19 protein-coding genes and 2 tRNA genes are annotated in these 25,324 nt (G+C 72.8%); 7 read left to right on the forward strand and 14 right to left on the reverse strand.

Annotated features, from left to right (window positions below; translation table 11 throughout):
* The first annotated feature begins 136 nt into the window (after positions 1-136).
* Positions 137-2,569: a ribonucleoside-diphosphate reductase subunit alpha gene (locus CG736_RS22965; protein WP_100588070.1), complete on the forward strand. Its 2,433-nt coding sequence runs from the start codon at positions 137-139 to the stop codon at positions 2,567-2,569.
* Positions 2,569-3,588 carry a ribonucleotide-diphosphate reductase subunit beta gene (locus CG736_RS22970; protein WP_100588071.1) on the forward strand — a complete coding sequence of 340 codons (1,020 nt, stop codon included), beginning with the start codon at positions 2,569-2,571 and terminating at the stop codon, positions 3,586-3,588. Before CG736_RS22965 ends, CG736_RS22970 begins: the two co-directional genes overlap by 1 nt.
* An 84-nt stretch (positions 3,589-3,672) precedes the next feature.
* On the opposite strand, the gene CG736_RS22975 is transcribed toward CG736_RS22970, so the two are convergent.
* From CG736_RS22975 to CG736_RS23015, 9 genes are all read right to left on the reverse strand, one after another.
* Positions 3,673-5,103, reverse strand: a complete 1,431-nt coding sequence (locus tag CG736_RS22975) for a glycoside hydrolase domain-containing protein (protein ID WP_100588072.1) — start codon at positions 5,101-5,103, stop codon at positions 3,673-3,675.
* Positions 5,104-5,254: 151 nt separating this feature from the next.
* Positions 5,255-5,881: a peptide deformylase gene (def, locus tag CG736_RS22980; RefSeq protein ID WP_100588073.1), complete on the reverse strand. Its 627-nt coding sequence runs from the start codon at positions 5,879-5,881 to the stop codon at positions 5,255-5,257.
* 104 nt (positions 5,882-5,985) lie between these two features.
* Positions 5,986-6,969 carry a tetratricopeptide repeat domain-containing protein gene (locus CG736_RS22985; protein WP_043915960.1) on the reverse strand — a complete coding sequence of 328 codons (984 nt, stop codon included), beginning with the start codon at positions 6,967-6,969 and terminating at the stop codon, positions 5,986-5,988.
* Positions 6,970-7,097: 128 nt separating this feature from the next.
* Positions 7,098-8,420 carry an HD-GYP domain-containing protein gene (locus tag CG736_RS22990; protein WP_100588074.1) on the reverse strand — a complete coding sequence of 441 codons (1,323 nt, stop codon included), beginning with the start codon at positions 8,418-8,420 and terminating at the stop codon, positions 7,098-7,100.
* Positions 8,417-9,811, reverse strand: coding sequence for an HD-GYP domain-containing protein (locus CG736_RS22995; RefSeq protein WP_100588075.1), 1,395 nt, complete (start codon positions 9,809-9,811; stop codon positions 8,417-8,419). Before CG736_RS22995 ends, CG736_RS22990 begins: the two co-directional genes overlap by 4 nt.
* Positions 9,812-9,989: 178 nt before the next feature.
* Positions 9,990-10,349 (reverse strand): mycothiol system anti-sigma-R factor, encoded by a 360-nt coding sequence (gene rsrA / locus CG736_RS23000; protein WP_043915957.1) that lies wholly within the window; start codon positions 10,347-10,349, stop codon positions 9,990-9,992.
* Positions 10,346-11,092 carry a sigma-70 family RNA polymerase sigma factor gene (locus CG736_RS23005; RefSeq protein WP_043916813.1) on the reverse strand — a complete coding sequence of 249 codons (747 nt, stop codon included), beginning with the start codon at positions 11,090-11,092 and terminating at the stop codon, positions 10,346-10,348. Before CG736_RS23005 ends, rsrA begins: the two co-directional genes overlap by 4 nt.
* Before the next feature lie 239 nt (positions 11,093-11,331).
* The gene (locus CG736_RS23010; protein WP_100588076.1) at positions 11,332-11,952 is read right to left on the reverse strand and encodes an alpha/beta family hydrolase; all 621 of its coding nucleotides are present in this window, start codon (positions 11,950-11,952) and stop codon (positions 11,332-11,334) included.
* Positions 11,953-11,979: 27 nt separating this feature from the next.
* Complete coding sequence (locus tag CG736_RS23015; protein WP_100588077.1) at positions 11,980-12,717, reverse strand: SOS response-associated peptidase; 738 nt, start codon at positions 12,715-12,717, stop codon at positions 11,980-11,982.
* Positions 12,718-12,815: 98 nt separating this feature from the next.
* On the opposite strand from CG736_RS23015, the gene CG736_RS23020 reads away from it, so the two are divergent.
* The 5 genes from CG736_RS23020 (at position 12,816) to hisN (ending at position 17,182) form a co-directional block, all read left to right on the forward strand.
* The gene (locus CG736_RS23020) at positions 12,816-13,520 is read left to right on the forward strand and encodes a M50 family metallopeptidase (RefSeq protein WP_100588078.1); all 705 of its coding nucleotides are present in this window, start codon (positions 12,816-12,818) and stop codon (positions 13,518-13,520) included.
* 28 nt (positions 13,521-13,548) lie between these two features.
* The gene (gene aroA / locus CG736_RS23025; protein ID WP_100588079.1) at positions 13,549-14,883 is read left to right on the forward strand and encodes a 3-phosphoshikimate 1-carboxyvinyltransferase; all 1,335 of its coding nucleotides are present in this window, start codon (positions 13,549-13,551) and stop codon (positions 14,881-14,883) included.
* Between the two features lie 14 nt (positions 14,884-14,897).
* Positions 14,898-15,953, forward strand: a complete 1,056-nt coding sequence (rsgA, locus tag CG736_RS23030) for a ribosome small subunit-dependent GTPase A (RefSeq protein ID WP_100588080.1) — start codon at positions 14,898-14,900, stop codon at positions 15,951-15,953.
* 89 nt (positions 15,954-16,042) lie between these two features.
* Positions 16,043-16,366: a multidrug efflux SMR transporter gene (locus CG736_RS23035; protein ID WP_100588081.1), complete on the forward strand. Its 324-nt coding sequence runs from the start codon at positions 16,043-16,045 to the stop codon at positions 16,364-16,366.
* An 18-nt stretch (positions 16,367-16,384) separates the two neighbouring features.
* Positions 16,385-17,182, forward strand: a complete 798-nt coding sequence (hisN, locus tag CG736_RS23040) for a histidinol-phosphatase (RefSeq protein ID WP_100588082.1) — start codon at positions 16,385-16,387, stop codon at positions 17,180-17,182.
* Positions 17,183-17,409: 227 nt separating this feature from the next.
* On the opposite strand, the gene CG736_RS23045 is transcribed toward hisN, so the two are convergent.
* The 5 genes from CG736_RS23045 to CG736_RS23065 all read right to left on the reverse strand — a co-directional run bounded on the left by CG736_RS23045 (position 17,410) and on the right by CG736_RS23065 (position 25,191).
* Entirely contained in the window at positions 17,410-19,329 is a 1,920-nt protein-coding gene (locus tag CG736_RS23045; protein WP_232734118.1) for a tetratricopeptide repeat protein, read from the reverse strand.
* Between the two features lie 353 nt (positions 19,330-19,682).
* Positions 19,683-21,701 carry a glycosyl hydrolase family 18 protein gene (locus tag CG736_RS23050; protein ID WP_100588083.1) on the reverse strand — a complete coding sequence of 673 codons (2,019 nt, stop codon included), beginning with the start codon at positions 21,699-21,701 and terminating at the stop codon, positions 19,683-19,685.
* Positions 21,702-21,960: 259 nt separating this feature from the next.
* A tRNA-Met gene (locus CG736_RS23055) sits at positions 21,961-22,034 on the reverse strand.
* A 104-nt stretch (positions 22,035-22,138) separates the two neighbouring features.
* A tRNA-Met gene (locus CG736_RS23060) sits at positions 22,139-22,212 on the reverse strand.
* A 57-nt stretch (positions 22,213-22,269) separates the two neighbouring features.
* Positions 22,270-25,191, reverse strand: coding sequence for a UPF0182 family protein (locus CG736_RS23065; protein WP_100588125.1), 2,922 nt, complete (start codon positions 25,189-25,191; stop codon positions 22,270-22,272).
* Between the last annotated feature and the right edge of the window lie 133 nt (positions 25,192-25,324).

Below are 25,324 nucleotides of genomic sequence, written 5' to 3' on the forward strand. Positions count from 1 at the left end.
CCGGCCTCGCGGGCGGGCCGGGGGTGGGTCTTTCGCGCGCCGTTCGATCGTTGTCGGCGTGCCGTCCTCCCCTGCCGCACGCGTGCCGTCGGACACCTCGATCCACGTCCGTCGCCGCCACAGGAGAGAGTGCGCCTTGACCGTCGCCGCCTCAGTCACCCTGCCGTCCCAGGGATCCGCCGACGCCTTCACCGACCCCGGTGCGGCGCTGCTTCGGCTGCTCACCGACCGCAGCACCGACCTCCCCCAGGTGGACCCCGGCCACGTCGCCGCCGCCGCGCTGCGCGGCCGCCACGCCGGCTCGGACTTCGCCGAGCTGCGCGGGCTGGCCGTGGAGGCCGCCGCGTCGATGATCGCCGAGGACCCGCAGTACTCGAAGCTGGCCGCCCGCCTGCTGGCCATGGAGATCGCCGACGAGGCCGCCACCCAGGGCGTCACCTCGTTCTCCGCCTCGATCGCCGTCGGCCACGCCGAGGGCCTGATCGGCGACGCCACCGCCGAGTTCGTGGCCGCGCACACCGCGCTGTTCGACTCGCTGATCGACGCCGCCGGCGACGACCGCTTCGAGTACTTCGGCCTGCGCACCGTGCAGTCCCGCTACCTGCTGCGCCACCCGATCACCCGCAAGGTGGTCGAGACCCCGCAGCACTTCCTGCTGCGCGTGGCGGCGGGCCTGGCGGTCGGCACCTCCGAGCAGTCGGTGCTGGAGGTGGCCGAGCTGTACAAGCTGATGAGCCGCCTGGAGTACCTGACCAGCTCCCCGACGCTGTTCAACTCCGGCACCCGGCACCCGCAGATGTCCTCCTGCTACCTGCTGGACTCGCCGCTGGACAACCTGGACTCGATCTACAACCGGTACGCGCAGATCGCCCGGCTGTCCAAGCACGCCGGCGGCATCGGCCTGTCCTACTCGCGGATCCGCTCCCGCGGCTCGCTGATCCGCGGCACCAACGGCAAGTCGAACGGCATCGTCCCGTTCCTGCGCACCCTGGACTCCTCCGTGGCGGCGGTCAACCAGGGCGGACGGCGCAAGGGCGCGGCCTGCGTGTACCTGGAGACCTGGCACGCCGACATCGAGGAGTTCCTGGAGCTCCGCGACAACACCGGCGAAGAGGCCCGGCGCACCCACAACCTGAACCTGGCGCACTGGATCCCGGACGAGTTCATGCGCCGCGTGAACGCCGACCAGGACTGGTCGCTGTTCTCCCCGGCGGACGTGCCCGAGCTGGTCGACCTGTGGGGCGCCGACTTCGACGAGGCCTACCGCAAGGCCGAGCTGGCCGGCAAGGCCGTGCGCACCATCCCCGCGCAGACCCTGTACGCCCGGATGATGCGCACCCTGGCGCAGACCGGCAACGGCTGGATGACCTTCAAGGACGCCTCCAACCGGGCCGCCAACCAGACCGCGCTGCCGGGCCGCACGGTGCACTCCTCGAACCTGTGCACCGAGATCCTGGAGGTCACCGACGACTCCGAGACCGCGGTCTGCAACCTGGGCTCGGTCAACCTGGGCGCGCACGTCGCCCCGGGCGCCACGGCCGACGACCTGATCAACGCCATGGACTGGGACCGCCTGGACGCCACCGTGCGCACCGCGGTGACCTTCCTCGACCGCGTGATCGACATCAACTTCTACCCGACCACCGAGGCCGGGACGTCCAACTCCCGCTGGCGCCCGGTCGGCCTCGGCGTGATGGGCCTGCAGGACGTCTTCTTCAAGCTGCGGCTGGACTTCGACTCCGCCGAGGCGAAGCAGCTGTCCACGCTGATCTCCGAGCGCATCATGCTCACCGCGTACGAGCGCTCCGCGGACCTGGCCGAGCAGTTCGGCCGCCACGAGGCGTACGGCGAGACCCGCGCGGCCCGCGGCCAGCTGCACATCGACCATTTCTTCAAGGACCAGCACAGCGGGGCGGCCGCCCCGCAGTGGACCGAGCGCTGGGACGCGCTGCGGGTCCGGATCGCCGAGACCGGCCTGCGCAACTCGCTGCTGCTGGCGATCGCCCCGACCGCGACCATCGCGTCCATCGCCGGCGTCTACGAGTGCATCGAGCCGCAGGTGTCCAACCTGTTCAAGCGCGAGACGCTGTCCGGCGAGTTCCTCCAGGTCAACCCGTACCTGGTGCGCGAGCTGAAGGAGCTCGGCGTCTGGGACCAGCAGACCCGGGACGAGCTGCGCGAGGCCAACGGCTCCGTGCAGGACTTCAAGTGGCTGCCGGAGAACGTCCGTTCGCTGTACCGCACGGCGTGGGAGCTGCCGCAGCGTGCGCTGATCGACCTGGCCGCCGCCCGGCAGCCGTACATCGACCAGAGCCAGTCGCTGAACCTGTTCATGGCGGCGCCGACCATCGGCAAGCTGTCCTCGATGTACGCGTACGCGTGGAAGGTCGGTCTGAAGACCACCTACTACCTGCGTTCCCGTCCCGCGACCCGGATCGCCCAGGCCGCGTCGGGCGCCGCCCGCACCGCCGCCCCCGTGCCGGTGCAGACCCCGACCCTCAGCCAGGCCGAGCAGGACGCCATCGCCTGCTCCCTGGAGAACCCCGAGTCCTGCGAGGCGTGCCAGTAATGAGCTCCGAAGACCAGAAGAAGATGCTGCTCGACCCGGGCTTCGAGCTGACGCTGCGTCCGATGCGCTACCCGTCGTTCTACGACCGGTACCGGGACGCGATCAAGAACACCTGGACGGTCGAGGAGGTGGACCTGCACTCCGACGTCGCCGACCTCGCCAAGCTCTCCGAGGGCGAGCGGCACATGATCGGCCGGCTGGTCGCGTTCTTCGCCACCGGTGACTCGATCGTGTCGAACAACGTGGTGCTGAGCCTCTACAAGCACATCAACTCGCCGGAGGCGCGGCTCTACCTGTCGCGGCAGCTGTTCGAGGAGGCCGTGCACGTCCAGTTCTACCTGACGCTGCTGGACACCTACCTGCCCGACCCGGAGGACCGGAACGCGGCCTTCGCCGCGGTGGAGAACATCCCCTCCATCGCGCAGAAGGCGCAGTTCTGCTTCAAGTACATGAACGCGGTCGACCACATCGACTCGCTGCAGAGCAAGGAGGACCGGCGGGCCTTCCTGCTGAACCTGATCTGCTTCGCGGCGTGCGTCGAGGGCCTGTTCTTCTACGGCGCGTTCGCCTACGTGTACTGGTTCCGCAGCCGCGGCCTGCTGCACGGCCTGGCGACCGGCACCAACTGGGTGTTCCGCGACGAGTCGATGCACATGGACTTCGCGTTCTCGGTGGTCGACACCGTCCGTGAGGAGGAGCCCGACCTCTTCGACGACAAGATGGCCCAGCAGGTCACCGAGATGCTGGAGGAGGCCGTCGAGGCCGAGCTCCAGTTCGCCCGCGACCTGTGCGGCGAGGGCCTGCCCGGCATGAACACCGAGTCGATGCGCCAGTACCTGGAGGCCGTCGCCGACCAGCGCCTGGCCCGGCTCGGCATGCCGATCCGCTACGGCTCCACCAACCCGTTCGGGTTCATGGAGCTGCAGAACGTCCAGGAGCTGACCAACTTCTTCGAGCGCCGGGTCTCCGCGTACCAGGTCGCCGTGGAGGGCTCGGTCTCCTTCGACGACGACTTCTAGGAGACGCCCGCCCGAGGCGTCGCCGGCGGCGAAGGGCCGCACCCCGGTTGCCGGGGTGCGGCCCTTCGCCGTTCGCGGGGCTGCTCAGCCGCTGTGCACCGAGGTGCCGGTCGCCCACGCGACGCCGCCGGTGGCCGGGCCGCCGCCGCGCCGGTACAGCACGAAGTTGCCGTCGTCCTGAAGCACCGCGTACGCGCCCGGGCTGTTCCAGGTGCCGGTGGACCACAGGGCGGCGCCCGCCCAGGGGCCGCCGTCGCGGACGTCGTAGACCACCAGGTTGCCGTCGTCCTGCTGCACCGCGTACGCGCCCGGGTGGCCGCCGGTCCGCGACGACCACAGCAGCCGGCCGCCGTCGCGCTGGCGCAGCGTCAGGTCGCCGTCCCCCTGCATGGTGAGCGTCACCGTGCGGCTGCCGATGCTCCGCCCGGGGTCGAGCCGCCGGCCCGCGGACAGCCGGCCGTCGACGGCGGGCGAGGTGGCGTCCACGTAGGAGGCGTCGACGACCATCCGGCTGCCGCCGTACTCCTCGGCGGTGTCGCCCGAGTACTGGTGGGCGCGCCGGCCGCCGGTGAAGTCGCCGGCGCCCTCGGGCAGGCCCATGCCGACGTCGGTCGCGTCGTGGTGGGAGTTCCAGGCGGCGGCCCACAGCACGTCGGGCTGCGGGTAGGAGGCGTCGTCCCAGCGGGCGGCGAGGTCCTGCACGCCGCTGGAGGCGCCGGTGTAGACGCCGGAGCGGTAGCCGTGGGCGTGCAGTTGCTCGGTCCAGCCGGCCAGGTGGGCGAGGACCCGGTCGCGGTACCGGTCGCGGTCGTAGTCCTCCATGTCGTTGTAGAGCACCGCGCCGGGCCGGAAGCCCAGGTCCTCGGCCTTGCGCACGGCGTCGTCGGCGGCGTCCGCGCCCTGCCGGCGGGCGGTGTCCGGGTCGGCGTCGACCAGCAGGTTGGCGCGGGCCGCCTGGCGTCCGACGTAGATCGGCAGGAACGCCCAGCCCTCGGCGGCCCGGGCGTCCACCCAGTCCCGGCCCGGGGCGGCGCAGGCCTGCGCGGGCCCGCCGATGTACACCCCGACCGCCTGGTACGGGGAGGACGCCGCCCAGGTCTGCATCACGCCGTCCGACGGTGCGGCGCACCGGTCGAAGGCCAGGCCGGCGACGTCGGTGCGCGGGCCCTCGTCGGGGGCGCCGCCCTGGCCGTCCGCCTGCTCGTCGACGGCCTCGGGCGCCTCCCGGGCGTCGGTGGCGGCGGTCTCCGGGATCGGCCGCACCTGCTCCGGCCCGGCGGCCCCGAGCGCCGTCGCCGCCGGCGCTGCGCCGGCCGGCCGGGCCCGCAGCCGGCGCCCGGCGGCCTCCCGCGCCAGCTGCGACGGGACCGGCAGGCCCGGCTGCGCGGCCGCCCGGACCGGCCCCGCGTCCACCGCCGGCCGCTGGGCGGCCCCCGCCGTCCGTCCTCCGCCGGTGCCCGCCACCGCCAGGAGGACCAGTCCGACGCGTGCCGCCGTCCGCCACAGCCTGCCCATCCGCCAGCCCCTTGCCCGAGTTCCGTCCCGTGCTCGCGGACACTAATGGGCACTCCCCGCCGCCCGGACCCGACACACCAGCCGGAGCGGGACATGCCGGAGGGGGCCACACCTTCGGGCGCGACCCCCTCCGCGAACAGTCGACGATCCGTCAGTCGTTGGGCACCGTGGCGTACTTGGGGGTGCCTTCGGCCATCTGCCGCAGGGCGCTCTTGCGGTCGCGCTTGGAGAGCCGGTCGATGTACAGGTAGCCGTACAGGTGGTCGGTCTCGTGCTGGAGGCAGCGGGCGAAGAAGCCGGTGCCCTCGACCCGGACCGGGTTGCCGTGCTTGTCCTGGCCGGTGACGGCGGCGTAGTCGGGGCGGGCCAGCTCCTGGTAGGCGGTGGGCACCGACAGGCAGCCCTCCTGGCTGTCGTCCAGGGTGCGGCGGCCCGCGGGGAGCTCCTCCAGCACCGGGTTGACGACGTGTCCGACGTGGCGGACGCCCTCGTCGTCGGGGCAGTCGTAGACGAAGACCTTCAGGTCGACGCCGATCTGGTTGGCGGCCAGGCCGACGCCCTCGGCGGCGTACATCGACTGGAACATGTCGTCGACGAGGGCCGCGAGGTCGTCGTCGAAGGCGGTGACGGTCTGCGTCTCGCGGTGCAGCACCGGGTTGCCGACCACGGTGATCGGGCGGGCGGTGCCCTTGCCCGGGTCGGGCAGTTCGCCGACCACCCGCTGGACGTCGCCGTCCTGGTGCTCGTGGTCGTGCTCGTGGTCGTGGTGCTCGGCCATCGCTTGCTTCCGCTCCGTCCGCGTCCGGCTGGTGTACCGGTCCAGGGTACGGGGCGCGGCGGCGCACGGGGGTACCTCCCGGCCCCCTTACGGCCCGGGGAGGGTCAGCACACCTCTTCGAGGTCCCGGTAGGCGCGGGTGGCCGGGGACGCGGCGGCCCAACGTTCCAGCAGGGTGCGGACCAGCCCGGCGGGCGCGGCGATGCCGCATTCGCGTTCGATCTGCCAGGGGCCGCCGGCCGAGCCCTGGCTGAGGTGGCTGAGGTGGCCGGGGTGCAGCGGGTCGCCGTCGTCGTGCGGGTCGTGGTGCGCGGTGTGGCCGTCGTCGATGGCCATCCGGCTCTCCGAGCAGGTCCGGCACAGCAGCCGCACCGAGGACGTCCAGTCCTCCGCGGCGTACCCGGCGTCGGCGACGGTCTTCTCCAGCGCGTCCCGGTCGGCGGCGGTGGCGGCCTGCAGCAGCACCACCCAGGTCGGCACCGGCGAGGGCGCCCACAGCTCGATCTCGTCGAACACCGGGTAGGCGACGCCGTCGGCGACCCGCTCGCCGTGCGGCGCGCCGTCGTGCAGCACCACTTCGCCCCAGCGGCGGCCGGAGGACGGCAGCGGGATGGACAGCACCTCGATCCGCGCCGGGTCGAGCCGGCGGCCCCACACCACCTCGGACTCGCCGTCCGGGGACAGCCGCACCGGCGTGGTGCCGAGGTCGAGCTCGATCGGCCCGTCCGTGCCCGGCCCGCCGGGCAGCCGCAGCCCGTACGCCTGCCAGGCGCGGCGGGCCAGCGGCCAGTCCTGCAGGGCGGTGGCGGTGATGCCGAGGTTCCACCAGTCCGGCGCGCCGTGCTGGCGGTCGAGCAGCGCGACGGCGCGCAGGCCGGCGCTGCGGGCCTGCTCCCAGTCGCGGCGGAACTTGTGCAGCAGCGCCAGGTTGAACCAGGAGTCCGACAGCCACGGTTCCAGGTCGGCCGCCATCACCAGCAGCGCCCCGGCGTCCTCGTAGCGGCCGTCGCCGATCAGCGTGAACGCACGGTCGGTGGTCTGCCGCCAGGTCGCCGACGGACGGTGCCGTGCGCGGTGGAAGATCCTCACGTTGGTCCCTTGCCGTCGGTCGTCACCGGGTCGCCCCGCCTCCGGGTCTTCCCGCCACGACCGCATCCAACCACGCCCGCCGCGGGCTGCGCGCCCCGCGCGGCCATTCAGGCCGCGGGCCGCGGGGCTCATCGGGCCGCGAACCGGCAGCGGGCCGCGCGGTGGCCGCGGCGGCCGAGCCGGGCGAGCGCGTCCAGCACCACCGGGTCGTAGCCGCGGCCGGCGTCCAGCCGCAGGTGGTCGAGCGGGTCCAGGGCGCCGGCCCGGGGGCGGTCGGCGGCGGCGGTGCGCAGGTCGTCGTGCGCGTTGGCGACCCGGATGATCCGGGAGGCCAGCGGCAGGGTCGGGTCGTGCCGGCCGTCGTCGAGCCGGCACGGATCGGCGAGCCGGGCGACCTGCTGCCACACCTGCCGGGGCACGCCGGTGCGCCGGATCACCTCGCTGCCGAGCCGGGCGATCCGCTGCTGCTCGTCGTCGGGCAGCAGCGCGGTCGCCCCGCCGGGCACCGGCTCGACCAGCGACAGCTGGCCGATGTCGTGCATCAGCGCGGCATATTCCAGCAGCGTCAACTCACGGCTTCCGAGCCCGAGTTCGCGCCCCAGCGCGCACGCGGTGTCGGCCACCCGGCGGGCGTGCCCGGGCGTGGTGTAGCCGGCGATCTCGGTGGCCCGGGCGAGCGTCTCGATGGTCTGCCCGGTGGTGGCCCGCACCTCCACGGCCCGCCGGAACGAGGCCTGCGCGAGCAGCAGCGGCACGCAGAACACCGGGAGCGCCCACAGTCCGGCCTCGCCCGCCAGCAGGCTGAGCAGCAGCCCGGTGGCGACCTGCGCGGAGCCGATGCCGAGCAGCGCGTGCAGCTGGTCGTCCAGCGCGGCGCTGTACCGCAGCCCGGTGCGGGCCCGCTGCTGCCCGGCCGCCAGCACGGCGTCGCCGAGCGCGGCCAGCGCGGCGACGGCCGCCAGCAGCGCCCCGTACGCGGGGCCGGGCAGCCGGTCGGTGGCGCCGGACTCGTACAGCGGTTGGAACAGCAGTGCGGCGAAGGTGACGGTGACCAGCCGGCGGGCGGCGGCGTCCAGCCCGCCCAGCGGGCTGCGCGGCCGGCGCCGGACGGCGGCCAGCGCGGCCCGCCCGGCCAGCTGCACGACGAGCCCGGCGGCGGTGCCGACCGCGGTGACGACGGTGGCCTGCAGCACCCCGTGCCCGGTGGGCAGTCCGTGCAGCGGCCCGAGCAGCGCGTACGCGAGGGCGACGGCGGTGGCCACCGGCGCCGGCTCGCGGTCGCCGGGCAGCGCGGGCCCGGCGCACTGGCCGAGCGCGATCAGCGCGGCGAACGCCAGCGCCACCCGGGCCTGGTTGGTGCCGACGGCGAGGGTGTGCGCCAGCGCGCAGCCGCCGAGCAGGACGGCCGCGCCGTGCAGCAGGTCGGCCGGGCCCGGCCGCCGGACGGTCATGTCGTCCCGCCGGCCGGCAGGCCCTGGCCGGACTGCTGCGGCATCCGGGCCGGCTCGGGCACGCCGAGCGGAATGTCCGGCACCTCGCCGTCCCAGCCGCCGGGCGGCGGCGGCTCGGGCTGCCAGCCGTGTTCGGCGACGGCCTCCACCAGGGCCCGCACCATCACCGGGTCGAACTGGCTGCCGGCGCACCGCTCCAGTTCGGTGACGGCCTCCTGGACGGGACGGCCGCGCCGGTAGGAGCGGGTGGAGGTCATCGAGTCGAAGGCGTCGGCGACCGAGATGATCCGGGCGAACTCCGGGATCCGGTCGCCGGACAGGCCGTGCGGGTAGCCGCGGCCGTCGATCCGCTCGTGGTGGTGCAGGATGCCGTCGCGCCCCTCGCCGAGGAAGTCCAGCTGCCGCACCAGCTCGTGCCCGAAGACCGGGTGCACCTCGACGGCCCGCCGCTCCGCCACCGTCAACGGCCCGTTGCGGCGCAGCAGTTCGGTGGCCACCGCGAGCTTGCCGACGTCGTGCAGGGTGCCGGCGAAGTGCAGGGTGCGGATCCGGTCCTCGGCGAGGCCCAGCTGGCGGGCGATCAGCACCGAGGCCCGGCCGACCCGTTCGCTGTGGCCGCGGGTGTAGGCGTCCTTGATCTCCACGGCCTGCACCAGCGCCTGCACGGTGGCCCGGTGCGCGGACCGCTCGCGGTGGCCCTGCGCGGACAGCCAGGCGGTGATGGTCAGCGGCAGCAGTCCGAGCACCGCCGCGAACGCCCCGTACGGGCCCTGCCACAGCACCGCGACCATCAGCCCGCCCGCGCCGTGCAGCAGTGCCGCGGGCGCCGCCCGGTGCAGCTTGCGGATCACGCCGTGGCCGGCCGAACCGCAGGTCAGCCGCACCATGCCGGCCACCAGTACGCCGTTGACCAGGCAGAACGTCAGGATCGCGGCGAGCGCGCCGAGGGCCGCGCCGGGGAAGCGGGTGCCCAGCAGCAGCCGGGAGCCGCCGAGCAGCCGGAACACCTCGGCGGAGCAGGCGGCGGCCAGCGCCAGTTGGGCGGCGTTCCACACCCGGCGCAGGGCGCGCGGCTGCTGGGCCGGGCCGAGCAGCGCCCCGGGCAGCGCGACCAGGGCCGCGGCGGCGGGGGGGAGCATCAGCACGCCGGCGAACAGCACCGGGAAGAAGCCGCTGCCGCGCGGGTCCGCCGGGCTCTCCGGCCCGGGCCGGCCGCGCAGCCACCGCCACACCCGGGCGCACGGCGTGCGGGCGCCCTGGGCGAGCGATTCCAGACAGAGGTGGAGCAGCGACAGCAGCGCGACCCGGGGCCAGGCGAGTCCGGGCCCGATCGCCGACAGCGGCAGCAGCGCGGCGAGCGCCGCCGTCACCACGGCGGCCAGGTAGACCATGGCCCGCCCCGGCAGGGCGATGCGCTCGCGTTCGCTGGCGATCTCGGCCTCCCCAGCCCGTACCGGGCCCTCCGACGTGAGGACTCGTCAGAGAATAGGGCCCGGCCACCCGGACGGGGCGCACGATCGCGGATTGCCGCAGCCGGAGCAGCGACAGCTCACTCGATCGAGTGAGTAATCACTCCGCAGTGGCGACGGCGGAGCCGTGACCGGCCGCGCCTTCGACCGTCATCTCCACGCCGACCGAGGACACCTCGACGGTCGGACCCTCGCCGGGGCGCTGGCTCGCGCGGATCGAGTCGATCCGGGCCAGCACCTTCGCCCGGAGGTCGGTGGGCGTGTCGTCGCAGCCGCACGAGCGCTTGATCAGCGCCTTGATCGCCTGTTCGAGGCCGTACTTCTCCAGGCACGGCGAGCACTCGTCGAAGTGCACGCGCAGCTTGGCGCAGTCGCCCTCGGGCATCTCGTTGTCGAGGAATTCGTAGAGGTGGTCGAGCACCTCTCCGCACTCGGTCTCGTGCGGATCGCCGCAGCTCATGAGCCCGCGCCCTTCGCTTCGTGCCCTGCACCGGTACCGGCCGGGACCAGCCCCCGCTCGCGGGCGTAGTCCTCCAGCATGCCGCGCAACTGGCGGCGACCACGGTGCAGTCGGGACATCACCGTACCGATGGGTGTACCCATGATGTCCGCGATCTCCTTGTACGCAAAGCCCTCGACGTCCGCGAGATACACCGCGATCCGGAATTCCTCCGGGATCGCCTGCAGGGCGTCCTTCACGTCGCTGTCCGGCAGGTGGTCGAGCGCCTGCGCCTCGGCGGAGCGCAGCCCCGTCGACATGTGCGACTCGGCGCGCGCGAGCTGCCAGTCCTCGATCTCCTCGGCCGCGGTGCGCTGCGGTTCACGCTGCTTCTTGCGGTACGAGTTGATGAACGTGTTGGTGAGGATGCGGTAGAGCCAGGCCTTGAGGTTGGTGCCCTCGCGGAACTGGTGGAACGACGCGTACGCCTTGGCGAACGCCTCCTGGAGCAGGTCCTCCGCGTCGGCCGGGTTGCGGGTCATCCGCAGGGCCGCCGAGTACATCGGGTCCAGGAAACCCAGCGCGTCGCGCTCGAAGCGCGCGCGCCTGGCCGTCTCGCTCTCGCTCTCGGACACCCGGAAGGTGTCCTCGCCGATCGCCTCGGCCAGTTCGTCGCCGGTGAGCTGTTCGCCCTCCGGACGGCCCTGGTCGGTGCCTGAAGCACCAGACACGGCCGCGTCATCGGTCCCGACGACCGGACCCACCTCCTCGGTCAGCTGCACTCGGCCCACCACGGGCCGACCCGGAAGCGAGGATATCGGGCTGACCGGCTTCTCGCCCGCGGCAACCCACTGCGACCAGTCCGGTACGAGCGAAGCCCGCTCCTCGGACCGCTCGGGGCACGCGATCGAACCCATGAACCCTGCCTTTCCACCGGCGCATGTTCTGACGACTCGTGCAACCGCTCACGGCGACGAGACATTCCCGCACTCCGGACCGGGGTTCAGAGCCAGCCGGCCACCGCCCCGGTGATCAGCGCCAGTGCCTCGTCCTGGCCGAGCGGCGCCTTCTTCGGCACCTTGAACGCGTGCGAGCCGTAGGGCACTTCGACCAGGCGGTGGGTGTCCGGCAGGGCGGGGAACTCCTCCGGGGCGCCGAAGGTGTCCGCGCCGCCCTGCACCACCAGGGTGGGCAGGCCGGTCTCCAGCAGTTCCCCGGCGCGGCTCTTCTCCGGCCGGCCCGGCGGGTGCAGCGGGAAGGCCAGCGCCAGCACGCCCGCCGCGCCGAGCCCGGCGGAGGTGCGGCAGGCCACCCGGGCCCCCGCGCTGCGGCCGCCCGCGAACACCGGCAGCCCCTCCTCGGCCGCGGCGGCGAACTGCGCGGGCCAGCCGGCGTCGAGGGTCTTCGGGGCGGGCGCGAGCTTGCGGCCGGCCACCCGCCAGGGCTGCTCGGCCAGCACCACGGTGACGCCCGCCGCCGGGAGCGCCGCGGCGAGCGCCTGCAGGTCGGGCGCTTCGATGCCGCCGCCCGCACCGTGCCCGAGCAGCAGGACGGCGCGCGGGGCCTCGGCCCGGAACCAGTGGAGCCGGGCGTCGCCGGCGGGGGTCTCGATGATCCGCTGCATGGCGCCGAGCGTATAGAGAGGACGCGCTCAGAACAGCGTGGTGCGGTCGTCCTCGGTGAGTCGCCTGGTCAGGCCGGGGTGGTTGTTGCGGATCGAGCCGACCTCGTCGGGCACGGCGTGGATGCGCAGCTCGCCGGGCAGCGGCGGGGTGAGGTCGGCGGTCTCGGCGTGGGGGTCGAGCCAGGCGTCCCAGCGGTCGGGGCCGAGGTACAGCGGCATCCGTTCGTGGACGGGGGCGAGCAGCGGTTCGGCGGCGGTGGTGACCACGGTGCAGGTGACCAGCCAGGCGTCGGGGTGGTCGCCGGGCACGGCCCGGTTGCGCCAGAACTCGTACAGTCCGGCCAGCGCCAGCGGGGCGCCGTCGGCGCGGGAGACGAAGTACGGGCGGCGCGGCGGCCGGGCGAGGTCGCCGGTGGGCGCGGTCTGCCATTCGTAGTACCCGTCGACGGGTATCAGGCAGCGCCGCGAGGCGAACGCCTGCCGGTAGGCGGGCTTCTCGTGGACGGTCTCCGCCCGGGCGTTGATCATCTTCACGGCGGTGTCCGGGCTGCTCGCCCAGGCCGGCACCAACCCCCAGCGCAGCACCCGCAGTTGACGCACCGGCCGGCGCTCGCCGCGGGGCGTGCGGTCGAGCACGACGAAGGCGGACGCGGTCGGGGCGACGTTCCAGCTCGGGGCCAGCGTCTCGGTGGGATCCCACTGCCGGACGCCGAAGTGCCGGACCAGCTCGGCGGGGTCGGTGGAGGAGGCGAAGCGGCCGCACATGCCGTTCAGCTTGCCAGAGCAGAACCGGTCGCTGGTCGCCGCCCGTCCTTCCGTGAAACGCTGCCGGACCGAACGACGGTGATCGGAGGCCCACCGGAATGGACTTCGCACAACTCTGGGACCGGGTGACGGCCGTACAGCCCGCCCTGCCGAACTGGCTGGTGTGGGGCACCGCGGCGGCGGCGCTGCTGGCGGTGGCGATGCGCCCGGTGTGGCGGCTGAGCCGCACCGTGGTGACCATCGCGCACGAGGGCGGGCACGGCGTGATGGCGCTGCTGACCCGCCGCCGGCTCTCCGGCATCCGGTTGCACTCGGACACCTCCGGGCTGACGGTGACCTCCGGGCGGCGGACCGGCCCCGGCCTGATGCTGACCTTCGCGGCCGGCTACCCGGCGCCGTCGCTGCTCGGCCTGGGCGGCGCCGCCCTGCTGGGGGCGGGCCTGACCACCGCGCTGCTGTGGATCGGCATCGCCCTGCTGGCGGCGATGCTGCTCACCCTGCGGAACGTGTTCGGCGTGCTGGCCGTGCTGGTCACCGGCGGCGCGATCGTCGCGGTGTGCCGGTACGGGAGCGCCGAGTGGCAGGGCGCGTTCGCCCACCTGGGCGTCTGGTTCCTCCTGCTGGCGGGGGCGCGCCCGGTGGTCGAGCTGTTCTCCACCCGGCGCCGCGGCGGCGCGTCCGGCTCGGACGCCGACCAGTTGGCCGGGCTGACGGGCGTGCCGGCGACGGCCTGGATGGCGCTGTTCCTGGTGGTGGCGCTGGCCTGCCTGGGGCTCGGGGCGGCCTGGCTGCTTCCCCGGTAGCGGGGCCGGGCCTCATAGACTGGGCGGCATGACCGACTCCCTGTGGCCCGCTCCCGTCGCCACCGCCGCCGTGGACGCCACCGTGACGATCCCCGGCTCGAAGTCCGCGACCAACCGCGCCCTGGTGCTGGCCGCCCTCGCCGACGGCCCGGGCTGGGTGCGCCGCCCGCTGCGCAGCCGCGACTCGCAGCTGATGGCGGACGGCCTGCGGGCACTGGGCGTGACGGTCGAGGAGACGGTGAACGAGGCGTCCGGCGGCACCGGCGGCGGCGAGGCCTGGCGGGTCATCCCGGCCGAGCGGCTGCGCGGCCCGGCGCAGGTGGACGTCGGCAACGCCGGCACCGTTATGCGCTTCCTGCCGCCGCTGGCCACCCTCGCGGACGGCCCGGTGCACTTCGACGGCGACCCGCGCAGCCACGAGCGCCCGCAGCACGGCGTGATCGACGCGCTGCGCGCGCTCGGCGCCCGGATCGACGACGGCGGCCGCGGCGGCTTCCCGCTGACCGTGCACGGCGCGGGCGCGCTGGACGGCGGCCCGGTGGAGGTCGACGCCTCGTCCTCCTCGCAGTTCATCTCGGCGCTGCTGCTGTCCGGCGCCCGCTTCAACAACGGCGTGGAGATCCGCAACGTGGGCGCGACGGTGCCCTCGCTGCCGCACATCCGGATGACCGTCGACATGATCCGCAAGGCCGGCGGCCAGGTGGACGCCCCCGAGGACGGCGGCGAGAAGGACGTCTGGCGGGTCACCCCGGGCGCGCTGATCGGCCGCGACCTGGTGGTCGAGCCGGACCTGTCCAACGCCGCCCCGTTCTTCGCCGCGGCGCTCGCCACCGGCGGCCGGGTCGTCGTCCGGGACTGGCCCGAGCACACCTACCAGCCCGGCGACCAGCTCCGCGACATCTTCAGTGCGATGGGCGGCAGCTGCCGGTTTGTCAATAGGCACAGCACCGACGAGGGGCTGGAGTTCACCGGCACCGGCAAGATCCACGGGATCGAGGTGGACCTGCACGACGTGGGCGAGCTGACCCCGGTGATCGCTGCGGTCGCGGCCCTCGCCGACTCCGAGTCCCACCTGTACGGCATCTCCCACCTGCGGCTGCACGAGACCGACCGGCTCGCCGCGCTCGCCAAGGAGATCAACGACCTCGGCGGCGACGTCTCGGAGACCGAGGACGGCCTGCGGATCCGCCCCCGCCCGCTGCACGGCGGCGTCTTCCACACCTACGAGGACCACCGGCTGGCCACCGCCGCCGCCGTCCTCGGCCTGGTGGTGGACGGCGTCCTGGTGGAGAACGTGGCGACCACGGCGAAGACCCTGCCGGACTTCCCGCAGATGTGGGCCGACCTCCTCGGCCAGGGCTGACGGGGATCACGAACATGCGCCGCTACGGCAAGGACGCCGACGAGGACGACATCCGCAGCCGCCCGGGCCGCCGGGGCTCCCGCCCCCGCACCCGCATCCGGCCCAAGCACGAGGACGCCGCCGAGGCGATGATCCTCACCGTGGACCGGGGCCGGATGACCTGCCTGGTCGACGGCGGAACCAAGGACGAACGCCTGGTCACCGCCATGAAGGCCCGCGAACTCGGCCGCAAGGGCGTGGTCGTCGGCGACATCGTCAACCTGGTCGGCGACCTCTCCGGGGCCCCCGACAGCCTGGCCCGGATCGTCCGGGTCGAGGAACGCACCTCGGTGCTGCGCCGCACCGCGGACGACGACGACCCGTACGAGCGGATCGTGGTCGCCAACGCCGAGCAGCTGGCCATCGTCACCGCGCTCGCCAACCCGGAGCCCCGCCCCCGGCTGATCGACCGCTGCCTGGTCGCCGCGTACGACGCCGGGATGGAGCCGCTGCTGGTGCTCACCAAGTCCGACCTGGCGCCGGCCGACGAACTGCTGGAGTCGTACGCGCCGCTCGGCATCGACTACGTGGTGACCCGGCACGACGAGCTGGCCACCACCGGCGCGGAGGCCGTCCGCGAGCACCTGCGCGGGAAGACCACCGTGTTCATCGGGCACTCCGGCGTCGGCAAGACCACCCTGGTCAACGCGCTCGTCCCGGACCAGCAGCGGACCACGGGCCGCGTCAACGCCGTCACCGGCCGCGGCCGGCACACCACCGTCTCCGCGCTCGCCCTCCGGCTGCCCCCGCCGCCCGGCGTGAAGCCCGGCTCCCGCAAGGCCCTCGACCCGGGCTGGGTGATCGACACCCCCGGCTTCCGGTCCTTCGGCCTCTCCCACATCGACCCGTCCCGGGTCATTCTCGCCTTCCCCGACCTGGAGCCCGGCACCGAGGGCTGCCCGCGCGCCTGCTCGCACGACGAACCGGACTGCGCCCTGGACGCCTGGGTCGCCGACGGCCACGCCGACCCGGCCCGGCTGTACTCGCTGCGCCGTCTGCTCGCCACCAAGGAGGCCCACGAGGACGACTGAGAGTTCACGCAGCCGACGAGTCGCCCGGCCCTGTCCACTGGGTAACGATAGGAAGGTCACACCGTCCTATCTGACAGGGAGTCAACCCGATGGCATGGGCCATGGTGATCCTCGCCGGTCTGCTGGAAACGGGATTCGCGGTCAACCTCAAGCTCAGCCACGGCTTCACCAGGCTCTGGCCCACCATCAGCTTCTGCCTCTTCGCCCTCGGCTCGTTCGGCCTGCTCACCCTCTCCCTGAAAACCCTCCCGGTGGGCAGCGCCTACGCGGTGTGGACGGGCATCGGCGCGGCCGGCACCGCGCTGTACGGAATCGTCTTCCTCGGGGAGTCCTCCTCCACCCTCAAGCTGGTCTCGATCAGCCTGGTCATCGCCGGTGTGATCGGTCTTCAGCTCAGCGGCTCGGGACACTGAGTCCGCTAGGGTTCGGGCATGGCCGACTACCACGACGATCTCCGACTCGCCCACGTCCTCGCCGACTCGGCCGACTCGGTCACCATGGAGCGCTTCAAGGCGCTCGACCTGAAGGTCGAGACCAAGCCCGACCTGACACCGGTCAGCGACGCCGACAAGGCCGCCGAGGAACTCGTCCGCTCCGTCCTGCAACGCGCACGGCCCCGCGACGCCGTGATGGGCGAGGAGTACGGCCTGCAGGGCTCCGGCCCGCGCCGCTGGGTGATCGACCCGATCGACGGCACCAAGAACTACGTCCGCGGCGTCCCGGTCTGGGCCACCCTGGTCGCCCTCCTCGAGGAGCAGCCCGACGGCGAGTACGCCCCGGTGGTCGGCATCGTCTCCGCCCCCGCGCTCGGCCGCCGCTGGTGGGCCGCCAAGGGACTCGGCGCGTTCGCCGGCCGCAGCCTCGCCAAGGCCCAGCGCATCCACGTCTCCAAGGTCTCCCGCCTGGCCGACGCCTCGCTCTCCTTCTCCTCGCTCAGCGGCTGGGAGGAGCGCGCCCGCCTCGACGCCTTCCTCGACCTCACCCGCAAGTGCTGGCGCACCCGGGCCTTCGGCGACTTCTGGTCCTACATGATGGTCGCCGAGGGCGCCGTCGACATCGCCGCCGAACCCGAACTCTCCCTCTGGGACATGGCTGCCCCCTGCATCGTCGTCCAGGAGGCCGGCGGCCGCTTCACCGGCCTCGACGGCATCGACGGCCCCTCCGGCGCGGACGCGGTCGCGACCAACGGGATCCTCCACGAAGCAGCGCTGCGCTCACTGTCGCTCTGACGGGTGCGGAAACAGGGGCGCCGGGGGCACCGCCCGGCCCGCTGGGGCTGGGGGCGGAACTGCGCGAAGCGGGAGGCGCCCACCAGCAAGATCGCGACGCAGGACAATGACCTGCACGTGATCGCGACCTTGCGGACGGGCTTTGCGCTTGTCGCGCAGTTCCGCCCCCTCGGCTTCGCCCGGGGGGCACCTCCCGGCGCCCCCGGTGGTGCATCCCCTGCTCGCGTCTACGCGCTGAGCTCCGCGTTCAACGCCCCCAGCAGCCGTCCCGCCCGCTCCGCGACCTCCGCCGGTCCGTACTCCGCCGCCCGCTTGCACCAGTTCTCGGCCTGGACGGCCTCCCCCCGTCGCAGCGCGAGCAGCGCGAGCCGCAGGGCCGCGCGCCCGTGCCCGGCGTCCGCGGCGCGGGTGTACCAGAGCATCGCCTCGGCCTCGGAGTCCTGCCGGGCCAGCAGCAGGCCGAGGTTGAAGGCGGCGCTGCGGCTGCCGCCCTCCGCGGCGCGCCGGTACCAGCTCTCGGCGATCTGCAGCGCGCCGCGCTCCGCGGCCCGGACGCCCATCCGGACCTGCGCCCGCAGGTGCCCGGCGTCCGCCGCGACCGCGTACCAGTGTTCGGCGTCCGCGTCGGCGTCGCCGCGGCGGTCGAGCAGGGAGGCGAGCCGGAACGCGCCCTCCGCGGAGCCGCCCTCCGCGGCCTGCCGGTAGCGGTCGAGCGCCCCGGTGAGGTTGCCGCGCTGTTCCTGGACGACGGCGAGTTGGAGGGCGGCTTCGCCGTGCCCCTCGGCGGCGGCGCGGGCGTACCACTCCTGGGCCTGCCGGGTCTCGCCGCGGCCGGCGTGCAGCACGCCGAGGTTGAACGCGCCGTCGACGGAGCCGGCTTCGGCGGCCTTGGAGAACCAGGGCTCGGCGCCGGATTCGTCGCCGCGCTGGAGCAGCATGACGGCGAGCGCGTTGCAGGCTTCGCGGTGGCCGGCGTACGCGGCGCGGCGGTACCACTGTTCGGCCTGGGTGTCGCGGCCGACGCCGGCGCACAGCAGGCCGAGGTTGAAGGCGCCGTTGTGGTCGCCGGCGTCGAGCGCGGCGCGGTACCAGCGTTCGGCGACGGCGTCCTCGCCGCGGCCGGCGTGCAGTGCGCCGAGTGCGTTGGCCGCCGCGGCGTCGCCGGCTTCGGCGGCCTCCTGCCACCATTCGGCGGCGGCGGTGGGGTCGCCGGCGTCGCGGAGCAGGAAGCCGAGCGCGCAGGCGGCGCGGGCTTCGCCGTTCTGTGCGGACTGCCGGTACCAGCGGGCGGCTTCGTCGAGGTCGCCGCGGGCTTCGAGGAGCACGCCGAGGCGCAGCGCGGCGCGGGGGTGGCTGCGGGCGGCGGCGGTGCGGTACCAGGTCTCGGCGGTGTCCTTGTCGCCGGCGGCTTCGCGCATCCGGGCGAGGCGGTAGGCGGCTTCGCGGTGGCCGGAGTCGGCGGCGGCCTTGAACCAGCGTTCGGCACGGACGTCGCGGCGGTGTTCCATCAGGTCGCCGAGGGCGTACGCGCCGAGCGGGTGGCCCTGTTCGGCGGCGAAGTGCAGCCAGTACTCGGCGGCCTCCTCCTCGCCCTGGTCGCGCAGTTGCAGGCCGAGGGCGTGGGCGGCGGGGGCGGAGCCGGCGACGGCGGCCTGCCGCCACCACTGGCCGGCTTCGGCGCGGTGGCCCTGCTGGTGGAGCAGGACGCCGAGGTTGTTGGCGGCGGCGCGCAGGCCCGCGGCGGCGGCGGTGCGCAGGTACGGTTCGGCGTCCTGGAGGTCGCCGCGGCGCAGCAGGAGGGCGCCGAGCTGGCTGGCGGCGCCGGGGTCGCCGGCGTCGGCGGAGCCGCGGTGACGGGCTTCGAGGGCGGCCTGTTCGCGGGCGGCGAGGGCAGTTTCGAAGCTGTCGGAGCCGTCGTCGCTCTCCAGCAGGTCACGGGCGGAGGCGGTGGCGACGACCTGGTCGGCGGTCAGGTGGACGAGGCTGTCGGGACCGTAGCCGGATGCGGCGAGGCCGCGGCCGGCGGTGTGGCGCTGTGCGGGCAGGCTGCCGCCCGGCCGGCGGGCGGGTCGGGCACCGGTGCCGGTGTCCGTGCTGCTGCTGGCCGTCGGTGGTTCTCCCGTTCCGTTCCTTCCGATGAGTTTCATGCCGACTCCAGCTCCCCCCGAGTGTCGCGGCATTCGCCCCCGGCCGTCGGCCCGGGACGGGTCCCCCAGGGGTCACGCCGGATCGGACGGCCCGTCAACGGCCGCGCCGCGTCCCCCTCGTGGTCCATCGTCGCATCACCCAGCAACCCTCGTACACCTGCTCCGTCCGTTTTGGCGGAGCGGGGCCGAAGCCCGGCGAGATTGCTTCAGCGCTTTGTCGATTTCCCGACACTGAGCCCCACAAACCCCGGCCACGCATCGTACCGGAGTCGATCAACACTCGATGCACACAAGGCCGAAGGCCCGGAGGGCGATTCCCTCCGGGCCTTCGTTCAAAGGATGGTGACGACAGGTCAGCCGACGGTGAAGTCGTCCGCCTGGTAGGCGCCCTGTCCGTACCAGCCGTGCACCCAGATGGTCACCGAGGTGACCGAGGCGCCGGTGGTGAACTTGGTGGACAGCTGCCCCCACGCGCTCCCGCCGGGCGTCCAGGTCGAACTGTCCGCCCCCGAGCCGGTGACGCCCAGGTAGGTGTAGTTGCCCTTCACCCACGCGGACAGCGTGTACGTGGTGTTCGGCTTGACCGTGACGGTCTGCTGGCACTGCGCGGTGTCACCGGCGCTGGTGTTGCCCTGCAGCGCGTACGAGCCGGTGTGGCCGCCGCTGACCACGGCGCCGCCGCTGCCCGCGCAGGTCCACGGGCTGAGCGCGCCGGACTCCAGGCCGGGGTTGGCGACGATCCCGCCGCCGGGCCCGCTCGGCGAGGAGGACGGGCTGCCCGACGGGCTGCCGGACGGCGAGCCGCTCGGCGACGAGGACGGCGAGCCGCTCGCGGAGGTGGAGGGCGACGGGCTGGTGCCGCCACTGCTGCTCGCGCTCGGCGACGGCGAGGTCGGCGGCGCGGGGCAGTTGGCGGCCGAGCCGTTGGTCGCCGTCACCAGCGGGTTCAGCAGCACCGCGTTCGGGTCGTCGTACAGCGAGAACACGAAGGAGCCGCCGAGCCCGTTGCAGTGCGCGTAGTCCATCTTGGCCTGGATGGACCTGGCGTTCTCGCCGGACCAGAAGTTGGTGCCGTCGTAGAAGTACGAGGCCTGCGAGGCCGGGTCCCAGTACGTGTAGTTCGCGTTGTCGACGACACCCAGCAGTTCCTTGTACATCCGCACGCCGGCGACGTTGCCGGAGTTCGGCGCACCCTGCGCGGGCCCGCTGGCCGGCTGGAACAGCCCGTGGTTGGCGCCGGCCGCCACGCCCGTCCAGCCGCGGTAGTACAGCGGGACGCCCATGTTCAGCTTGTTGGCCGGGAAGCCGCCGGGGATGCCGTACGAGGGGTCGCCGACCGTGTACGCCTTGATCGCCTCGTCGATGGAGTACTTGGCGTTGCCCGGCGGGATGTTGTTCGACGGGTCGTTCGGGTTCTGGTAGATCCCCGTCTGGTGGTTGGTCGGGCCCTGCGCCTCCCAGCCGCCGTGCATGTCGTACGTCATCGGGTCGGCGAAGGTCAGGTACTGGGCGATCTTGTCGGTCTCGACGTACTGGATCTTGTCCTGGCCGGCCGGCAGCGCGGCGCTCAGCGCGTAGCTCTTGCCGTCGGCGGTGCCCTGGGCGTTGAGCTGGCTGCGGAACTCGGCGAGCAGCGCGGTGAAGTTCTGCTTGTCGTTCGGCGAGGAGTGGTTGCCGGTGTGGCCGCCGCCGCCCGGGTACTCCCAGTCGATGTCGAAGCCGTCGAAGATGCCCTTGCCGGTGCCGGGGCCGCCGTAGCCGCCCTGGGCGGGCAGGTTGCCCTTGATGAACATGTCGACGCAGGAGGAGACGAACTTCTTGCGGGAGGCGTCGGTGGCGGCCGCGTCCGAGAAGTACTTGGAGTACGTCCAGCCGCCGATCGACATCAGCACCTTCAGCTTCGGGTACTTGGCCTTCAGCTCCTGGAGCTGGTGGAAGTTGCCGGCCAGCGGCTGGTTCCAGGTGTCGGTGGAGTTGTCGACGCTGTTGCCGTTGGCGAAGGTCTTCGCGTAGTCGGCGTAGTAGTCGCCCGCGCCGTCGCCGGCGTTCGGGTTGTTCTCGTCCTGGGAGGCCGCCGAGTTGGCCTCGAAGCAGGTCAGGTTGGCGGGGTCGATGTTGGCGAAGTCGTACAGCAGGTAGTCGAGCTTCCCGGCCATGCCGTTGGTGTCGACGTTCTTCAGGTAGTAGGCGTTCTGGTAGATCGACCACTGGTCGAAGTAGGCGACCTTCATCCCGCCGCTGGTGGCGGGGGCGCCGGTGGTGTTGGCCGGTCCGGCGGTCGCGTCGGGGGCTCCCAGCAGCGACATCGCCCCGGCGAGCAGGGTGGCGGCCGCCGCTGTGACGGCCCAGACCCTTCGGTTGTTGCGGTGCATGCGGATGTGCCTCTCCTGTCACGTGGGGATGCAGGAAACGCCGTCCGACACCCCGGTCGGGGAGAGCGGCAGACGGAAGCAGAACACGAACGATTCCCGTTGCGGGCATACGCGTTGCAGCACCACGAGGCGGGCGGTGGGGGCCGCCCGTCATGGGCATGACCCAGATTGGACTGGACCAGTGGGGGTGTCAATCGGGTCTGCACCAAGGAATGGCAAAGGCCCGGAGGCTGATGCCTCCGGGCCTTTCGCTACTGAGTAGCGGGGACAGGATTTGAACCTGCGACCTCTGGGTTATGAGCCCAGCGAGCTACCGAGCTGCTCCACCCCGCGTCGGTGAGATCACTCTAGCACGATCACGGGGTGCCGATGCGCCACCCCCGAGCAGCAATGACGAAGGCCCGGAGGCTGATGCCTCCGGGCCTTCGGCTACTGAGTAGCGGGGACAGGATTTGAACCTGCGACCTCTGGGTTATGAGCCCAGCGAGCTACCGAGCTGCTCCACCCCGCGTCGGTGAAACCACAGTAGCACGGTCGCGGAGTGGAACAGCAAATCGGTTCTCGCAGCTCAGCCGGTGGGCGACGGCGAACCGGACGGCGCCGGCGAGGCGCCGCCCGAGCCGGCCTTCGACTCCGCCGCCACCGCGGCGTCCAGCGCCTTCTGCAGCGCCTGCTGGGCCTGCCCGTACGCCGCCCAGTCGCCGCTCTTCAGCGCGGCCTGGCCGTCGGTGAACGCCTTCTGGGCGTCCGCCAGGGCCTTGTCCAGCGCCGGGTTGACGCCCGGCGCGGGCGTGGTCGGCGTGGTCGGGGCGGGCGGCGTGGTGCTGCCCGGGTCGACGGGGGCGGTCGGGGTGGTGGCCCCGCCGGCCGCCGCGCCCAGCACCTTCGCCAGCGCCTTGTCCAGGGTGTCCTCCAGCGCCACGTTGCGGTCGCCGTACACCGCCAGCACCTTCTTCAGCACCGGCACCTTCGCACCGCGGGCCACCAGGTACACCGGCTCCACGTTGAGGATGCCGCCGCCGACCGGCAGCGTGAGCAGGTTGCCGTACACCAGGTCCGAGTCGCTGCCGCTGCGCAGCAGCGTCAGCTGGCGGGCCACCTCGGTGTCGGAGTTGAACTTCGCCTGGGTCAGCGCCGGGCCGAGCGCACCCGACTCGGACGTCATCCGCAGGATCCGCAGCTTGCCGTAGTCCTCCCCCGGATCGGCGTCCGCGGTCATGAACGCCGCCAGGTTCTTCCGGCCCGAGGGCACGAACGAGGTGGTCAGCGAGAAGTTGGCCTTCTTCGCGTCCGGCATCCGCAGCGTCAGGTAGTACGGCGGCTGCACCTCGTCGGCGTTGACGGTCGGGTCGACCGGCACCTCCCAGATGTCGGTGCCGTTGAAGAACGCCGTGGCGTCCGTCATGTGGTACATCCCGAGCAGGTCGCGCTGCACCTTGAACATGTCCTGCGGGTAGCGCAGGTGCGGCAGCAGCGTGTCCGGGATGTCCGCCTTCGGCTGGACCGTGCCCGGGAACGCCTTCATCCAGGTCTTCAGCACCGGGTCGGACTCGTCCCACTGGTACAGCGTCACCTCACCGGTGTACGCGTCGACCGTGGCCTTCACCGAGTTCCGGATGTAGTTGACCTCGTTGACGGCGCTCAAGGTGCGGCCTCGCTGGTCGGTCAGCGAGTCCTTGGTGGCGTCGCCGAGCACCGTCTTGGACGAGAACGGGAAGCCGTCGGAGGTGGTGTAGCCGTCCAGCACCCAGACCAGCCGGCCGTTCTCCACCACCGGGTACGGGTCGGCGTCGATCGACAGCCACGGCGCGACCTTCTCCACCCGCTCCTTCGGGGTGCGGTCGTAGAGGATCTTCGCGCCGTCCTTGATCGCCCCCGAGTAGAGGAGCTGCGGCTCGGCGAACTTCACCGCGTACGCGGCCCGGGTCAGCGGGTTGTCCAGCGAGACGCCGCTGCCGCCGGTGTACTGGTACGTCCGGTCGGGGTCGGAGTCCCGGGTGTAGTCGATCTCGTCCATGCCCGGTCCGACGACCGAGTACGTGCTGGACTTCTCGCCGTAATAGACCCGCTGCTGGTAGTCGCCCATCGCCCCGGTGGTCGGCAGCGACTGCTCGGTGTAGACCGGGTTGCCGTTGCCGTCCACCTGGTTGCCCTTGGCGGCGACCACGCCGTACCCGTGGGTGTACTTGAAGTGGTCGTTGATGAAGTTGTGCTGCTGAACGCCCGTCAGGTCCAGCTCGCGCACGCCCAGCACGGTGTCCTGGTCGCCGTACCGGTCCACGTCCAGGGTCTTCGGGAACGCGTAGTACTGCCGCAGCGCCTGGTTCTGCTGGAACGTCGGCGACACCACGTTCGGGTCCAGCAGCCGGATGTCCGCCACGGTCTGCGCGTCCAGCTTCAGCTTGTCCGAGTCCGGCGTGTCCTTCGGCGAGTACGGATCCACCTGCACGTCGGCGATCCCGTAGGCCTGCCGGGTCGCGTCGATGTTCTTCTGGATGTACGGCGTCTCCTTGGCCTGCTCGTTCGGCTTGACCTGGAACTGCTGCACGATCGCCGGGTACAGCCCGCCGACCAGCACCGCCGACAGCGCCATCAGCCCGAAGCCGATCAGCGCCGGCGCCCAGGTCCGCCGCACCGGCGTCAGGAAGAACAGCACCGCGCAGATGATCGCCACGAAGAACAGGATCGTCTTGGCCGGCAGGAACGCGTTCGCGTCCACGTACCGCAGACCGGTCCAGCCCCCGACGCCCTTGTACGACTCGCTCTTCACCGCCAGCGCGTACCGGTCCAGCCAGTACGCCACCGCCTTCAGCAGCACGAACACGCCCAGCAGCACGGCCAGATGACCCTGCGCCCCGGCACTCGCCCGACGGCCCGGCCCCTGCAGCCGAAGGCCGCCGTACAGGTAGTGCACCGCGGTCGCCGCCAGCAGCGACACGATCACCGCGCTGAACGCGAAGCCCAGCAGGAACTCGTACCACGGCAGTTCGAACGCGTAGAACGAGACGTCCAGGTGGAACTGGCTGTCCTTCTGCCCGAACGGCGTGCCGTTGATCCACAGCATCCAGGTCCGCCACTGCCCGCTCGCGGCCGCCCCGGCCGCCAGGCCGACCAGCAGCGACAGGCCGATCAGCAGCCACTTGCGGAACGGCGCCACGCCCATCCGGTAGCGGTCCAGGCTCTGCTGCTCCACCGACATCGCCGCCAGCGGCGGCCGCAGCCGGTACGCCAGCCACAGGTTGAACCCGACCACCAGCGCCATCAGCAGCCCGAACACCGCGAACAGGCCGATCTTCACGCCCAGTTGCGAGGTGAAGACGGAGCTGTACTTGACCGACCTGAACCACAGCCAGTCGGTCCACAGCCCGGCGAACATGACGAACAGCAGGAACAGCACCGCCAGCACGCCGACCGTCAGCAGCAGCACCTTCGCCCGGCGCGGGGGCGGCCCGACTCTCGCTCGGAAACCCGGATCGGACCGATCCGGCATCTGGAAGGTCAAGACGCCACCTCAGCTGTTGTTGTCGTTGGGGATGACAGTGCCGCGCCGTGGACGGGCGGAGACACCGGACTCCAGTGCAACTTAAACAGTCTTTACCGGAGTTCCCGGACACTGCGTCGGA

Origin of the sequence: Kitasatospora sp. CB02891 (assembly GCF_002803145.1) — a bacterium.
GTDB classification, from domain to species: domain Bacteria; phylum Actinomycetota; class Actinomycetes; order Streptomycetales; family Streptomycetaceae; genus Kitasatospora; species Kitasatospora griseola.

Bases quoted from the DNA above. Each gene is read 5' to 3' on its own strand.
- CG736_RS22970 (WP_100588071.1), top strand. From the start codon at position 2,569: ATGAGCTCCGAAGACCAGAAGAAGATGCTGCTCGACCCGGGCTTCGAG.
- CG736_RS22975 (WP_100588072.1), bottom strand. From the start codon at position 5,103: ATGGGCAGGCTGTGGCGGACGGCGGCACGCGTCGGACTGGTCCTCCTG.
- def (WP_100588073.1), bottom strand. From the start codon at position 5,881: ATGGCCGAGCACCACGACCACGAGCACGACCACGAGCACCAGGACGGC.
- CG736_RS22990 (WP_100588074.1), bottom strand. From the start codon at position 8,420: ATGACCGTCCGGCGGCCGGGCCCGGCCGACCTGCTGCACGGCGCGGCC.
- CG736_RS22995 (WP_100588075.1), bottom strand. From the start codon at position 9,811: ATGGTCTACCTGGCCGCCGTGGTGACGGCGGCGCTCGCCGCGCTGCTG.
- rsrA (WP_043915957.1), bottom strand. From the start codon at position 10,349: ATGAGCTGCGGCGATCCGCACGAGACCGAGTGCGGAGAGGTGCTCGAC.
- CG736_RS23010 (WP_100588076.1), bottom strand. From the start codon at position 11,952: ATGCAGCGGATCATCGAGACCCCCGCCGGCGACGCCCGGCTCCACTGG.
- CG736_RS23015 (WP_100588077.1), bottom strand. From the start codon at position 12,717: ATGTGCGGCCGCTTCGCCTCCTCCACCGACCCCGCCGAGCTGGTCCGG.
- CG736_RS23020 (WP_100588078.1), top strand. From the start codon at position 12,816: ATGGACTTCGCACAACTCTGGGACCGGGTGACGGCCGTACAGCCCGCC.
- aroA (WP_100588079.1), top strand. From the start codon at position 13,549: ATGACCGACTCCCTGTGGCCCGCTCCCGTCGCCACCGCCGCCGTGGAC.
- rsgA (WP_100588080.1), top strand. From the start codon at position 14,898: ATGCGCCGCTACGGCAAGGACGCCGACGAGGACGACATCCGCAGCCGC.
- CG736_RS23035 (WP_100588081.1), top strand. From the start codon at position 16,043: ATGGCATGGGCCATGGTGATCCTCGCCGGTCTGCTGGAAACGGGATTC.
- hisN (WP_100588082.1), top strand. From the start codon at position 16,385: ATGGCCGACTACCACGACGATCTCCGACTCGCCCACGTCCTCGCCGAC.
- CG736_RS23045 (WP_232734118.1), bottom strand. From the start codon at position 19,329: ATGAAACTCATCGGAAGGAACGGAACGGGAGAACCACCGACGGCCAGC.
- CG736_RS23050 (WP_100588083.1), bottom strand. From the start codon at position 21,701: ATGCACCGCAACAACCGAAGGGTCTGGGCCGTCACAGCGGCGGCCGCC.
- CG736_RS23065 (WP_100588125.1), bottom strand. From the start codon at position 25,191: ATGCCGGATCGGTCCGATCCGGGTTTCCGAGCGAGAGTCGGGCCGCCC.